Consider the following 13,248-nt stretch of genomic DNA (forward strand, 5'->3'; position numbering starts at 1 on the left):
GGTACTCACATGGCCAAGATTTTCTGCATCGCCAACCAGAAGGGCGGAGTCGGCAAGACCACCACCACCGTCAACCTCGCGGCCGGCCTGGCCAAGGTCGGCCAGCGCGTGCTGATGATCGACCTCGATCCGCAGGGCAATGCCACCATGGGTTCGGGCATCGACAAGCGCGAGCTGGAACTCACGGTGTACGACGTGCTGCTCGAATCGGCCTCGGTGGCCGAGGCGCGGGTCAAGGCCGACAAGCTGGTGGAGGGCGGTTGCGGCTACGACGTGCTGGGCGCCAATCGCGAACTGGCCGGTGCCGAAGTCGAGATGGTCGCACTCGACCGCCGCGAAAAGCGCCTGCGCACCGCGCTGGCCGCGGTCGGTGCCGAGTACGACTTCGTGCTGATCGACTGCCCGCCGAGCCTGAGCCTGCTGACTCTCAATGGCCTGTGCGCTGCCCACGGCGTGATCGTGCCGATGCAGTGCGAGTACTTCGCGCTCGAAGGGCTGACCGACCTGGTCAACACCATCAAGCAGGTGCACGCCAACCTCAACAAGAACCTGCAGATCATCGGCCTGCTGCGCGTGATGTTCGATCCGCGCATCACGCTGCAGCAGCAGGTGAGCGAGCAACTCAAGTCCCACTTCGGCGACAAGGTGTTCGACACCGTGATCCCGCGCAACGTGCGGCTGGCCGAGGCGCCGAGCTACGGCCTGCCGGGCGTGGTGTTCGATCCGGCCGCCCGTGGCAGCCAGGCCTTCATCGCCTTCGCCCAGGAGCTGGTCGACAAGATGCCGCCCGCGAGCGCCTTCGCCTCGGGTGCGGTGGCACCGCCCATCGCACCGGTCGCGCGCATCACGCCGGACCTGCCCATTCCCGATGACGTCATGGCTCCCGCCGCCGCGCCGGCCGCCGACTCCGCCAGTGAAAACAACGCCTGACGCCAGCTTGCGCGCTGCAGGCTGCTATCGAATCAGTAGCAAATGACAGAGCCTCGTATCCTGCTGCTGCCTGGCTGGCAGAACAGCGGCCCCGGCCATTGGCAAACCCGCTGGGAGTCGGTCCATGGCGACCATCGCGTCGAGCAGCACGAGTGGATGCGCCCGCTGCGCGGCGACTGGTCCGCGAGGCTTGAAGAAGAAGTGCTGGCTTCGGCCGGTCCGGTGGTTTTTGCGGCGCACAGCCTCGGCTGCATCCTCGTCGCTGCCTGGGCCGCGCACTCGCGCAACACGCACAAGGTGCGCGGCGCGCTGCTGGTCGCGCCCGGCGATGTGGAAAGCGACAACCTGCGCCAGCTGATTCCCGGCTGGGCACCGATCGTGCGCAAGCCGCTGCCTTTCCCGGCGGTGCTGATTGCCGCCAACGACGACCCCTACTGCGAAATCTCGCGCTCGCGGCAGCTGGCCGGCGACTGGGGTGCGCGCTTCATCGACGCGGGTCCGGGCGGCCACCTGAATGCCGAATCGGGCCTGGGCGACTGGCCCGAGGGCCGCAAACTCCTGAACGAAATCTCGAAAGAAAAGAACTGATGGCGACCAAGAAACCCAAGGGACTGGGACGCGGCCTCGAAGCGCTGCTGGGCCCGACGGCCGCTCCTTCCGCCGCCGACAACGGCAGCGGCGGTGCCGGGGACACGGAAGAGGGCGGTGCGCCAAGGAACCCGAGCACACTGATGCTCGACCAGATGGTCGCCGGCGTCTACCAGCCGCGCACGCGCATGGACGAGGGCGCGCTCTACGAGCTGGCCGAGAGCATCAAGGTGCAGGGCATCATGCAGCCGATCCTGGTGCGGCGGCTCGATGCCGAATCGGCCGCGGCCAAGAACGCCGAGTACGAAATCATCGCGGGCGAGCGCCGCTTTCGTGCCGCGAAGCTCGCCGGCCTCGACAGCGTGCCGGTGCTCGTGCGCGACGTGCCCAACGAGGCCGCTGCGGCGATGTCCCTCATCGAGAACATTCAGCGCGAAGACCTCAATCCGCTGGAAGAGGCCCAAGGCCTGCAACGCCTGGTGACCGAGTTTGGGCTCACTCACGAGCTAGCCGCGCAGGCCGTCGGCCGTTCGCGCAGCGCGGCCAGCAACCTGCTGCGCCTGCTGAACCTGGCCGAACCCGCGCAGCAGATGCTGATGGCCGGCGATATCGACATGGGCCATGCCCGCGCGCTGCTGTCGCTCGACCGAGGCACGCAGATCACGGCAGCCAACCAGATCGCCGCCAAGAAGATGTCGGTGCGCGAGGCCGAGGCGCTGGTGAAGAAGCTCGCGGCCGAGTTCACGCTCACGCCTTCGCGCCGCAGCAATTCCGGCGAGAAATCGCGCGACCTGCAGCGCGTTGAAGAAGAACTGGCCGACCTGCTCACGGCCGAGGTCGAGGTGCGCATCAAGAAGCGCAGCAAGCGCGGTGGGCGCATCGAGGAAAGCGGCGAGCTCGCGATCCACTTCGGCTCCATCGAGGCGCTCAACGGATTGATCGAACGCATCCGCCGAACGGCCTAGTTTTGTGAACCCGGGGGCTGGCGTTCGTTTGATTGATTCCTGCAATCCTTTGCGCGTATCCTCGACCGCTGGTTTTTCCAACCCCAGATCTCTTAACGAACAGAGGGAGTCTCCACCATGCAGCTCACCAGGTTCCCGCTAGCGGCCATCGCCGTCGGCGCACTTCTTCTTACCGGTTGCGCCGCGACCGACATGCAAATGGGCAGCCAGTCGGCCAAGACCATGGCCACGGGCAGCGCGGCAGGCGGCGCCACCGACAACGCGAGCAGCCAGCTCGAGCGCTGCGAATCGCCGCTCGGCACGGTCTCGCTGATCGAGAACCAGAGCGCCGGCTGGTACACCATCCTCACCGGCGAATACCGCCTGCCCCCCACCGCCAACCTGCTGCGCCTGCTGGTGCAGCAATCGAACTGCTTCATCGTGGTCGAGCGCGGCGCTGCCGGCATGAACGCCATGACGCGCGAACGCGCACTGCAGCAGTCGGGTGAAATGCGCGGCGGCAGCAACTTCGGCCGCGGCCAGATGGTGGCGTCCGACTACGGCCTGTCGCCCGAGATCGTCTTCAGCAACAGCGACGCCGGTGGCATCGGCGGCGCGCTCGGCGGCCTGGTGGGCGGCGGCCGTGGCCGTGCGCTGGCGGCTGTCGGCGGCAGCATGCAGACCAAGGAAGCCAGCGCACTGTTGACGCTGATCGACAACCGTTCGGGTGTGCAGGTCGCGGCTTCGGAAGGCAGCGCCTCCAAGACCGACTTCGGCGCCTTCGGTGCGCTGGCCGGCCGCAGCGCGGGCGGCGGCCTCGGCGGCTACACCAACACGGCGCAGGGCAAGGTGATTGCCGCGGCCTTCATGGACGCCTTCAACCAGATGGTCCGTTCGCTGCGCAACTACAAGGCGCAGACGGTGCGTGGCCAGGGCCTCGGCGGCGGCGGCCGACTTGGCGTGGATGGTGGCGCAGCGCCGTCGCAGACCTACGTGCCCGCGGAGAAGGCCCCGCCGGCACGTCGCCGCACCAACTGATCACGGCAGCGCCAGGACAAGACAAAGCCCGGCGGCTCGCAAGAGCCCCGGGCTTTTTCATTGGCCGCCTGAGCGCGGAATCAGAGGCTGAAGATCTTGCCCGGATTCATGATGTTCTTCGGGTCGAGCGCGCGCTTGATCGTGCGCATCATGTCGATTGCGCCCACGCCGGCCTCGGTGACCAGGAAATCCATCTTGTGCAGACCTACGCCGTGCTCGCCGGTGCAGGTGCCTTCGAGCGCCAGCGCGCGGCTCACCAGCGCATGGTTCAGCTCCTCGGCCTTCACGCGCTCCTCGGGGATGTTCGGATCGAGCAGATAACCGAAGTGGAAGTTGCCGTCGCCCACATGGCCGACGAGGAAGTAGGGGATGCCGCTGGCATCGGCCTCGGCCACCGAGTCGAGCAGGCAATCGGCCAGCCGCGAGATCGGCACGCAGGTGTCGGTCGAGATCACGCGGCAGCCCGGGCGCGACTGCACCGCCGCGAAGTAGCTGTTGTGCCGTGCCGTCCACAGACGCGTGCGTTCTTCCGGCGTGCTGGCCCATTCGAAGGCATTGCCGCCGTGGCCGCTTGCGAGTTCCTGCACCGTCTCTGCCTGTTCCTTCACGCCGGCGGGCGAGCCGTGGAATTCCATCAGCAGCATTGGTTCTTCGCGCAGGTTGAGCTTGGCGTACGCGTTCACCATGCGCACCGTGTTCACGTCGATCAGCTCCACGCGCGCGATCGGCACGCCGAGCTGGATGGTCTCGATGGTCGTGCGCACCGCGGCCTCGATGCTCGGGAACGAGCAGATCGCCGCTGACACTGCCTCAGGCAGCGGATAGATGCGCAGCGTGATCTCGGTGACCACGCCCAGCGTGCCTTCGCTGCCCACCATGAGGCGCGTGAGGTCATAGCCGGCCGACGATTTCTTCGCACGCGTGCCGGTGCGGATGACGTCGCCCGCCGCAGTCACCACTTCGAGCGCCAGCACGTTCTCGCGCATCGTGCCGTAGCGCACCGCGTTCGTGCCGCTGGCGCGCGTGGCCGTCATGCCGCCGATGGAGGCGTCGGCGCCCGGGTCGATGGGGAAGAACAGGCCCGTGCTCTTGATCTCTTCATTGAGCTGCTTGCGCGTGACGCCGGGCTGCACCGTCACCGTGAGGTCGTCGGCGTTGATCGACAGCACCTTGTTCATGCGCGACACGTCGATGCTGATGCCGCCCTGCACCGCCAGCAGGTGGCCTTCGAGCGAGGAGCCCACGCCGAAGGGGATGACCGGCACGCTGTGCTCGCTCGCGAGCTTCACCGCGTCGGCCACGTCCTGCGTGCTCTCGGCGAACACCACGGCGGAGGGCGGTGGCGCATCGAAGGAAGACTCGTCGCGCCCGTGCTGCGTGCGCACCGCCATGGCGGTGGAGCAATTGGCGCCGAAGCGCGCCTTCAGCCCGTCGATCAAGCTGGCGGGCACGTCGCGCAGATGAAGCTCCGGCATCAGGTGCGAGGTTTGGGTCGGGGCGTTCATCGGGAGGCTCCTGGCGGGTGAGGGGGATCGGCCATTTTACGGAGCGAGCACCATAATGCGCTTCGGAAAAAACATGAACCCCACCACACTCAGCGCCCTTGCGGCCTTCCCGTCGCAACTGGAGGCCCACTACGCGGCCATTCCCACCGCCTTCCGGCATTGGGCCCCTCCTTCGTGGGAAGGCGTGCCCAGCGAGGCCTTCACCGCCATCGAGCAGCTCTGCCATGTGCGCGACATCGAGATCGAGGGCTACCACGTGCGCTTCCGGCGCACGCTGGCCGAGACGCATCCGACGCTCGCCTCCATCGACAGCGAACCACTGGCCATCGAGCGCAACTACGGCGCGGCCGACGCGGCGAAGGTGCTGGCCGACTTCCGCCTGGCACGCGTGCAGACGATGGAGATCATCTCCAGCCTGAGCGACGCGCAGCTCGCGCGCACGGCTGTGTTCGAAGGCTACGGACCGCTCACGATGCGAAGCCTCATCCACTACCTGTGCAGTCACGACCAGCAGCATCTTGCAGGCCTGCAGTGGCTGGCGGGCAAGATCGACGCATCGACCGTCGATCGCTAGGAAACGAAAGAACAGGAGCCTCCATGGGCAACCGACTTTCCCAGATCGCCACCCGCACCGGCGACGACGGCACCACCGGCCTCGGCGACAACACGCGCGTGCCGAAAGACCACCTGCGCGTGCATGCGATGGGCGACGTGGACGAGCTCAACTCGAACATCGGCCTGCTGCTGTGCGAGCCCATGCCGGAGCCCGTTCGCGAGCTGCTGGTCGACGTGCAGCACCAGCTCTTCAACCTCGGCGGCGAACTGTCGATGCCGGGTTTCACGCTGCTGAAGGCCGATGCGCTGCTGCAGCTCGACAACGCGCTGGCCGAGCACAACGCCGCATTGCCGCGCCTGGCCGAATTCATCCTGCCGGCGGGCACGCGCGCGGCTTCGCTTGCGCATGTGTGCCGTACCGTGGCGCGCAGGGCGGAGCGAGCCGTGGTGGCGCTGGGCGCCACCGAACAACTCAACGATGCGCTGCGGCAATACCTCAACCGCCTCAGCGACCTGCTCTTCGTGCTCGCGCGCGTGCTCAACCGCATGAATGGCGGCGACGACGTCTACTGGAAGAGCGAGCGCATGGCGCGCGCCGCAGCAGCAGACCAAACAGATACCAAGGAGGCTCCATGAAATTCCCGAACACCTTTCGTGCATCGCTCGCAATGACCATGGCCGCCGCGCTGTGGCTGCCAGCCGGCGCACAGGCCCAGAGCGCGGACAACCCGCCGCAGGCGCAGCGCGCCCACACCATCAAGTCGCCATCGCACGGCGGCAAGGTCGTGGGCAGCGTGCAGCGCGGCACCAATGCCGCAGGCCGTGGCGTCAATCGTGCGGATGCCGCCACGCGGCGCGGCATCAACAACGTGTCGGAGAAAGCCAGCCGGCCGGTGCGCAACGTGGGCGAGGCCTTCGGGCGCAAGCTCTCGCCGGGGTCCAGCGGCCGAGCCGCGCCGCCGTCCGTGGGTCCGCAGGGCAGTGCGCCCTGATCATCAATCCAGGAACACCGTGGAACCGGCTTCGCCGGGCTACCGGTGTTGCCCCCGGAAGGGGGTTGGCGAAGCGACACGAAGTGCGCGAAGCCTGGGGGAGAACCTGATATGGCAAGAAACATAGAAATCAAGGCCCGCATCGACGGCGTGGAACGCGTTGCAGCCATCGCCGCAACACTGGCCGACAAGGGCCCCATCGAGATCGCGCAAGACGACACCTTCTTCCACTGCAGCGACAGCGCTGACCGCCTCAAGCTGCGCACCTTCACGCCCGACCGCGCGGAACTCATCTTCTACCGCCGCGCGAACAGCGCCGGTCCGAAGGAGTCGTTCTACCTGATCACGCCCTGCAGCACGCCCGACGTGCTGCGCGAATCGCTCACGCTCGCGTGGGGCCAGGCTGGCCGTGTGCGCAAGCAGCGCCGGCTGTTTCTCGTCGGCCGCACGCGCGTGCACCTGGATCGCGTCGAAGGCCTCGGCGAGTTCCTCGAACTCGAAGTGGTGCTGGAGGAGGGCGAGTCGGCCGAAGCCGGCGTCGCCGAGGCGCATGCGCTCATGGCGCAACTGGGCGTGAGTACCGAACAGCTGGTGCAGGGCGCCTACGTCGACCTGATCAACGCCAGCCCGCAGCCTTGAGCTGTTCCGCGAGCAGCTGCGCGACCTTCTCGTAGCCTCGTGCATTGGCATGAATGCGGTCGGAGCGCAGCGACGAGTCCGACAGCACGCTCGAATACACATTGGCCACCAGCAGCGCCTGCTGCGCCTTCGCCACCTCTTCATAGAACGGCGCATCGCTGAGCGAACCCACCACCGCACGCATCGCGTCGGGCGAAGGCGTTGCCAGCACGGCAACATGTGGCGTGTGCGCACGCGCCTGCCTGATCAGCTCCACGAGGTTGTCGCGCGTGGCCGTTGCCGACACGCCGCGCAGCATGTCGTTGCCGCCGATGCCGATCAGGATCGCGTCGTAGCTCGCGCCATTCAGCAGCCCCGGCAGGCGCTGCAGCGCGCCTTCGGAGGTGTCGCCGTTGACGCCCGCGTTCTCGACCTGCCAGCCCGTGAGCTGCCCCAGTTTCACGGGCCATGACGCCTCGGGCGGCGCGCCGTAGCCGAAGGTCAGGCTGTCGCCGAGGGCCAGCACGCGGGCATCGGATTTCAGCGCCGTGGCCGAGGGCTTGCGCTTGCCGCAGGCCGCCAGGAGGGCCGCGGCGGGCACGCCGGCCAGCAGATGGAGGAGATGTCGTCGCTTCATGTGGCGCGCAACCTAACGCAGCCCGAAGGGGCGAGGGCGCTTGTCCCTTTGCTCGGAAAGCGCATAAGCCTCCCCGTTTTTGTTAGTTCACCGGCGTCGGGTGCGGGCGAAGAATCGTTCCCCTGCATCTTCATTCATCCCCGGACCCGACACCATGCCGCTGCTCACCCGCCACCGCTTCCTGCGTCATGTGGTTGTACTCTCCACCGCCTTGCTGATCGCGCCCGTCGCCGCATGGGCCGCACCTGCTGCCGGCGAGCCCGTGTGGTTCGGCGTCAGCGGTCCGCTCACCGGGCAGAACGCGCAGTACGGCGCGCAATGGAAGGCAGGCTTCGACCTCGCGCTCGAGCACATCAACGCGCAGGGCGGCATCCACGGCCGCCCGCTGGCCTACAACTTCGAGGACAGCCAGAGCGATCCGCGCCAGTCGGTGGCCATTGCGCAGAAGCTGGTGAACGACAAGCGCGTGCTCATCGAGCTCGGCGACTTCTCCAGCCCGGCCTCGATGGCCGCATCGCCCATCTACCAGCGCGCGGGCCTGGTGCAACTGGGCTTCACCAACTCGCATCCCGACTTCACCAAGGGCGGCGACTACATCTGGAGCCCCTCGATCAGCCAGGCCGACGCGCAGCCGCTGCTCGCCGAACTCGCGGTGAAGACGCTGGGCTTCAAGCGCATCGCCGTGCTGTACCTCAACACCGACTGGGGCCGCACCAGCAAGGACGTGCTCGTGAAGGCCGCGCAGGAGCGTGGTGCGCAGCTCGCGATTGCCGAGGGCTACCAGCCCGACGAGAAGGACTTCCGCTCGACCCTGGTGCGCGTGCGCGACGCCAACCCCGACGGGCTGGTGCTCATCTCCTACTACCCCGACGGTGCGCTCATCGCGGGCCAGGTGCGCAGCGTGGGCCTGAAGCAGCCAATCGCCGCCGTGGGCTCGGTGTATTCGCCGAAGTTCATCGAACTCGGTGGCGCTGCCGTGAACGGCATCTACACCAACACCGCCTTCTATCCCGACGAGCCGCGCGCCGAGGTGCGCGACTTCGTGAAGAGCTTCCGCGCCAAGTACGACAAGGAGCCCGACGCCTTCAACGCCTACGCCTACGACGCAGTGGTGTACGCGGCGGCCGCACTGCGCCAGGCTGGCCCGAACGCCGACCGCAAGGCCGTGCGCGACGCGTTCTACAAGATCCGGGACGTGCCCAGCGTGATCTTCGGCAAGGCGAACTTCGATGCGCAGACGCGCCGCGTGATCGGCGTGAAGAGCGTCAACCTCGTCGTGAAGGACGGCAAGTGGGCGCAGCTCGACGAGAAGGCGGCCGTGGCAGCGGCCAAGTAGTCAGTCGATGAGCTTCACGTCTTTCTTCGACTACACCGTCAACGGCCTGATCATCGGCAACATCTATGCGTTGCTGGCGGTCGGCCTCGCATTGATCTTCGGCGTCTCGCACCTCATCAACTTCGCGCACGGCTCGGTGTACACGGTGGGTGCGTACATCGGCTGGGCGTCGATCACCTACCTGCACACGCCGCTGCCCGTGACCATCGCGCTGGTGGTGCTCGGCTCGGGCGCGCTCGGCATGCTGATCGAGCGCGTGGGCCTGCGGCCGCTGCAGGGCGCGGCACGCATCGCGCCGCTGCTGGCCACCATCGGCATCAGCTTCGTGCTCGACATCCTCGTGCAGCTGGTGTTCAGCCCCGACCCGCGCTCACTGCCCACGCAGCTGCCCGACTGGCGCCTGCAGATCGGCACCGGCACCATCGGTGCGCTCGACATCCTCATTGCGGGCATCGGCATCGCGAGCGCGGCCGTGCTGTTCGGCTTCCTGCGTTTCACGAAACTGGGCTGGGCCGTGCGCGCCACCGCGCAGGACCGCGACGCGGCGCAGCAGATGGGCGTGGACGTCGACCGCGTGAACCAGGCCGTGTTCGCCATCGCCGCCGCGCTGGGCGGCCTCTCGGGCCTGCTGGTGGGCATGTACTACAACAACATCAGCCCCGCGATGAGCTTCCAGGCCACGCTCAAGGGCGTGGTGGCCACCGTGGTGGGCGGCGTGGGCAACGTGCCGGGCGCCATCGCCGGCAGCCTGCTGCTGGGGCTGATCGAGAGCTACGGCGTGGCGATCCTCGGCACGCCGTACCGGAACCTCTTCGCGTTCGCGCTGCTGCTGGTCATCCTGGTGTGGAAGCCCAACGGGCTGTTCGGGCGCAAGCGCGCATTGCCGCCCGAGCCGCTCACGGGCACCTTCATCGCGCCGAGCAAGCCGTGGCACGCGCCGCGAAGCCTGCTGCTCGCGCTGTTCGCCGCGGCGGTGGCGCTGCCGCTCTTCGATCCGTCGCCCTACCTGCTGCAGACGCTCACCAACGCGTGGCTCTACGGCGCGCTCGCGCTGAGCCTCACGCTGGTGGCCGGCACCATTGGGCAGATCTCGCTGGGCCATGCCGGGTTGCTGGCCATCGGCGCGTATGCCTCGTCGCTGCTGGTGCTCGACCTGCGCCTGCCGGTGGGCACCGGCATCGTGCTCGCGGGCATCCTCACTTCGCTGATCGGCACGGCGCTGATCTTCCCGGCCTTCAGGCTGCGCGGCCACTACGTGTCGATCGCCACGCTGGGCATCGGCGAGATCGTGGCGCTCACCATCCTCAACTGGGAAAGCCTCACGCACGGGCCCATCGGCGTGTCGGGCATCCCGCCGCTTTCGCTGCTCGGGCGAGACGCCTCGTCGAACGAGGCCATCTACTGGGCCTCTCTCGGTGCGATGGTGTTTCTTGCCCTGCTGCAGTGGCGTCTCCTGCGCTCGCACCTGGGCCGCACCTTCCGCGCGGTGCGCGAGGACGAAGTGGCCGCGCGGGCCTACGGCGTGAGCCCCGACCGCTACAAGGCGCTGGCCTTCGGCTTCGGCGGCTTCGCGGCGGGCGTCAGCGGCGCCTTCACCGCGCACATGTATTCGTATATCAACCACGAGACCTTCGGCTCGCAGATCTCGATCCTCGCGCTGACGATGGTCATCCTCGGCGGGCTCGGGAACATCAGCGGCGCGCTGCTGGGCGCGGTCGCGCTCGTGAGCCTGCCTGAACTGTTTCGCGTGACTGCCGAGTACCGGATGCTGATCTACGGCGTTGCGCTTCTCCTGCTGATCCGCTTCCGCCCCCAAGGCCTGTTGGGCACTGTCTGAAAGAACACATCACATGAGCCACCTCAACGACTATCTCGCCGAGAAACGTGCCGCCGTGCTGGCGCGCAATGCCGCCGTCTCGGGCGGCACCGCACAACCTGTGCAGCTGAAGGCCAGCGTGCGCGCCGAAGGCCGCAGCGGCGTGCGCCGCCTGCGCATCCGCGAGCACCAGGTCATCAGCGACAGCCCGCCGGACTTCGCGGGCTACGACCTCGGCCCCAGCTCGCCCGAGCTGCAGCTGGGCGTGCTCGGCACCTGCGTCACGCACATCTTCCTGATCCAGGCGGCGGAACGGCAGGTGCCGCTCGAAAGCCTCGAGGTGGAGGTGACGGGCATCATCGATCCGCGCGGCGGCAAGCCGGGCCACGAGAAGACGCCCATCTGGCCGCACGAGATCGGCTACACGGTGCACATCGATTCGCCCGCGAGCCGCGAGGAGATCGATGCGCTGTTCGAGGCGGTGGAACGCAACTGCCCCATCCTGAACCTGCTGCGCAATCCGCAGACCATCCGCGCAGAGGTGAAGCTGGTCAACTCAAAGGCAGAGGCCGCCAACGCATCGCGGAAAGAGGGCGATGCCATCGCTGCTTGAGATACGGGGCCTCGTGCGCCGCTTCGGCGGGCTCACCGCCGTCAACGCCGTCGACCTGCATGTGGGCGAGGGCGAGCTGCTGAGCGTGATCGGGCCGAACGGCGCGGGCAAGACGACGTTGTTCAATCTCGTCACAGGCCTCGACCGGCCTGACGAAGGGCAGGTGCTGTTCGAGGGGCGGGACATCACCGGCCTGCCGGCGCAGCAGCTCGCGCAGCGCGGATTGGCGCGCACCTTCCAGCACGGGCGCGTGTTCGCGAATCTTTCGGTGCTCGACAACGTGCTGGTCGGCGCGCACACGCGGCTGCGCGCCGTGAAACCACGCGCCGGCGGCGTGCCGGGTCTGGGGGCATTGGCCGAACTCGCACTCGCGCTGGTCCAGCCAGGTGCCGTGCGGCGCGAGGAAGAGGCGCTGCGCGAAGAGGCGCGCGAGATCATCGCGCTCTTCGGCGAACGCCTCGCGCCGCGCATCGATCATCCGGCCTACAGCCTCTCGTACGCCAACCGCCGCCGCGTGGAGATTGCGCGTGCGCTCGCCCTCAAGCCGCGCCTGCTGCTGCTCGACGAGCCCACCGCCGGCATGAACGAGAGCGAGACGGCCGAGATGCTGGAGATCATTCGCGGCCTCAAGGCGCGCGGCCAGGCCATCCTGCTGATCGAGCACAAGCTCGACCTCGTGATGCAGCTGTCGGACCGCGTGGCCGTGCTCGACGACGGCCGCAAGATCGCCGAAGGCCTGCCCGACGAAGTGCGCAACGACCCGGCGGTGATCGAGGCGTACCTCGGCCACCGGCACGTCGGAGAGGCGGTGGCCGCATGATCGCCACCGTCGCTCGCACGGGACTTCCTCCCTCGTCCCTTTGGGGCGAGGGCCGCGACGAGGATCTGCCCGAACGCACCGCCGCGGCTCCCGCGGCCAATGGATCGCTGCTGAAGCTCGGCAAGGTCAACAGCTTCTACGGCCCCGTGCAGGCCCACTTCGACCTGGACATCGAAGTGCGCAGGGGCCAGATCGTCAGCCTGCTCGGCGGCAATGCCAGCGGCAAGTCGACCACGATGAAGATCGTGCTCGGCCTGCTCAAGCCGCGTTCGGGCCAGGTCGAGTTCAACGGCGAATCGACGCTCGGGCTGAGCACGCCGCAGATCATCCGCCGCGGCATCGGCTCGGTGCCCGAGGCGCGCCGCCTGTTCCCCGCGATGACGGTGCGCGAGAACCTGCTGATGGGTGCCTATGCGCGCAGCGACCGCAAGGCCGTGGCCGAAGACCTCGAACGCATGCTGGAGCTGTTCCCGCGCGTGGCCGAGCGCATCGAGTTCCAGGCCGGCACGCTCTCGGGCGGCGAGCAGCAGATGGTGGCCATGGCGCGCGCGCTCATGGGTCGCCCCCAGCTCATCTGCATGGACGAGCCGACCATGGGCCTGTCGCCGCTGTACGTCGACAAGGTGCTGGAGCTCATCGCGCGCATCAACGCGCAGGGTGTGTCGGTGTTCATGGTCGAGCAGAACGCGAGCCTCGCGCTGCAGATCGCGCACCACGGCTACGTGCTGCAGACGGGGCGCATCGTGCTCTCGGGCCCGGCGCGCGAGCTGCTGGCCGATGCGCGCATCCGCGACGCCTACCTCGGCGGCGACGGCGCGGCGCGTACCGCCTCCTGATCCGCAAGATCCGAAAAACA

General features: G+C 67.9%; 15 protein-coding genes. 13 read left to right on the forward strand and 2 right to left on the reverse strand.

Going from position 1 to position 13,248, the window contains the following annotated elements; genetic code table 11:
- The first annotated feature begins 9 nt into the window (after positions 1 to 9).
- The 4 genes from EJO71_RS20625 to EJO71_RS20640 all read left to right on the forward strand — a co-directional run bounded on the left by EJO71_RS20625 (position 10) and on the right by EJO71_RS20640 (position 3,500).
- Positions 10 to 930 carry a ParA family protein gene (locus tag EJO71_RS20625; protein ID WP_125950175.1) on the forward strand — a complete coding sequence of 307 codons (921 nt, stop codon included), beginning with the start codon at positions 10 to 12 and terminating at the stop codon, positions 928 to 930.
- Positions 931 to 972: 42 nt separating this feature from the next.
- The gene (locus tag EJO71_RS20630; RefSeq protein WP_125950174.1) at positions 973 to 1,518 is read left to right on the forward strand and encodes an alpha/beta hydrolase; all 546 of its coding nucleotides are present in this window, start codon (positions 973 to 975) and stop codon (positions 1,516 to 1,518) included.
- Positions 1,518 to 2,483 carry a ParB/RepB/Spo0J family partition protein gene (locus EJO71_RS20635; protein WP_125950173.1) on the forward strand — a complete coding sequence of 322 codons (966 nt, stop codon included), beginning with the start codon at positions 1,518 to 1,520 and terminating at the stop codon, positions 2,481 to 2,483. Before EJO71_RS20630 ends, EJO71_RS20635 begins: the two co-directional genes overlap by 1 nt.
- Before the next feature lie 117 nt (positions 2,484 to 2,600).
- Positions 2,601 to 3,500: a CsgG/HfaB family protein gene (locus EJO71_RS20640; RefSeq protein WP_125950172.1), complete on the forward strand. Its 900-nt coding sequence runs from the start codon at positions 2,601 to 2,603 to the stop codon at positions 3,498 to 3,500.
- Positions 3,501 to 3,580: 80 nt separating this feature from the next.
- Here EJO71_RS20640 and EJO71_RS20645 read toward each other — a convergent pair whose 3' ends face one another.
- Entirely contained in the window at positions 3,581 to 5,005 is a 1,425-nt protein-coding gene (locus tag EJO71_RS20645) for an FAD-linked oxidase C-terminal domain-containing protein (protein WP_125950171.1), read from the reverse strand.
- A 73-nt stretch (positions 5,006 to 5,078) separates the two neighbouring features.
- On the opposite strand from EJO71_RS20645, the gene EJO71_RS20650 reads away from it, so the two are divergent.
- The 4 genes from EJO71_RS20650 (at position 5,079) to EJO71_RS20665 (ending at position 7,191) form a co-directional block, all read left to right on the forward strand.
- A complete protein-coding gene (locus EJO71_RS20650; RefSeq protein ID WP_125950170.1) occupies positions 5,079 to 5,579 on the forward strand; it encodes a DinB family protein in 501 nt (166 codons plus the stop codon).
- 23 nt (positions 5,580 to 5,602) lie between these two features.
- Positions 5,603 to 6,196 (forward strand): cob(I)yrinic acid a,c-diamide adenosyltransferase, encoded by a 594-nt coding sequence (locus EJO71_RS20655; RefSeq protein ID WP_125950169.1) that lies wholly within the window; start codon positions 5,603 to 5,605, stop codon positions 6,194 to 6,196.
- Positions 6,193 to 6,552: a hypothetical protein gene (locus EJO71_RS20660; protein WP_240651449.1), complete on the forward strand. Its 360-nt coding sequence runs from the start codon at positions 6,193 to 6,195 to the stop codon at positions 6,550 to 6,552. Before EJO71_RS20655 ends, EJO71_RS20660 begins: the two co-directional genes overlap by 4 nt.
- A 111-nt stretch (positions 6,553 to 6,663) precedes the next feature.
- A complete protein-coding gene (locus EJO71_RS20665) occupies positions 6,664 to 7,191 on the forward strand; it encodes a class IV adenylate cyclase (RefSeq protein ID WP_125950168.1) in 528 nt (175 codons plus the stop codon).
- Here EJO71_RS20665 and EJO71_RS20670 read toward each other — a convergent pair.
- A complete protein-coding gene (locus EJO71_RS20670; protein WP_125950167.1) occupies positions 7,169 to 7,807 on the reverse strand; it encodes a GDSL-type esterase/lipase family protein in 639 nt (212 codons plus the stop codon). The genes EJO71_RS20665 and EJO71_RS20670 overlap by 23 nt on opposite strands.
- A 154-nt stretch (positions 7,808 to 7,961) precedes the next feature.
- Here EJO71_RS20670 and EJO71_RS20675 point away from each other — a divergent pair, with 154 nt between their 5' ends.
- From EJO71_RS20675 to EJO71_RS20695, 5 genes are read left to right on the forward strand one after another with little or no spacing between them, the layout of a single operon-like run.
- On the forward strand, positions 7,962 to 9,143 hold the full coding sequence (locus EJO71_RS20675) for an ABC transporter substrate-binding protein (protein WP_125950166.1): 1,182 nt from the start codon (positions 7,962 to 7,964) through the stop codon (positions 9,141 to 9,143).
- A 7-nt stretch (positions 9,144 to 9,150) separates the two neighbouring features.
- The gene (locus tag EJO71_RS20680) at positions 9,151 to 10,980 is read left to right on the forward strand and encodes an ABC transporter permease (RefSeq protein WP_125950165.1); all 1,830 of its coding nucleotides are present in this window, start codon (positions 9,151 to 9,153) and stop codon (positions 10,978 to 10,980) included.
- A gap of 13 nt (positions 10,981 to 10,993) precedes the next feature.
- The gene (locus tag EJO71_RS20685; protein ID WP_125950164.1) at positions 10,994 to 11,572 is read left to right on the forward strand and encodes an OsmC family protein; all 579 of its coding nucleotides are present in this window, start codon (positions 10,994 to 10,996) and stop codon (positions 11,570 to 11,572) included.
- A complete protein-coding gene (locus EJO71_RS20690) occupies positions 11,556 to 12,392 on the forward strand; it encodes an ABC transporter ATP-binding protein (protein WP_125950163.1) in 837 nt (278 codons plus the stop codon). The genes EJO71_RS20685 and EJO71_RS20690 overlap by 17 nt, the downstream gene beginning before the upstream one ends.
- Positions 12,389 to 13,228 (forward strand): ABC transporter ATP-binding protein, encoded by an 840-nt coding sequence (locus tag EJO71_RS20695; RefSeq protein ID WP_240651448.1) that lies wholly within the window; start codon positions 12,389 to 12,391, stop codon positions 13,226 to 13,228. The genes EJO71_RS20690 and EJO71_RS20695 overlap by 4 nt, the downstream gene beginning before the upstream one ends.
- Positions 13,229 to 13,248: the final 20 nt, after the last annotated feature.

The organism is Variovorax sp. 679 (assembly GCF_003952185.1).
Classification (GTDB): domain Bacteria; phylum Pseudomonadota; class Gammaproteobacteria; order Burkholderiales; family Burkholderiaceae_C; genus Variovorax.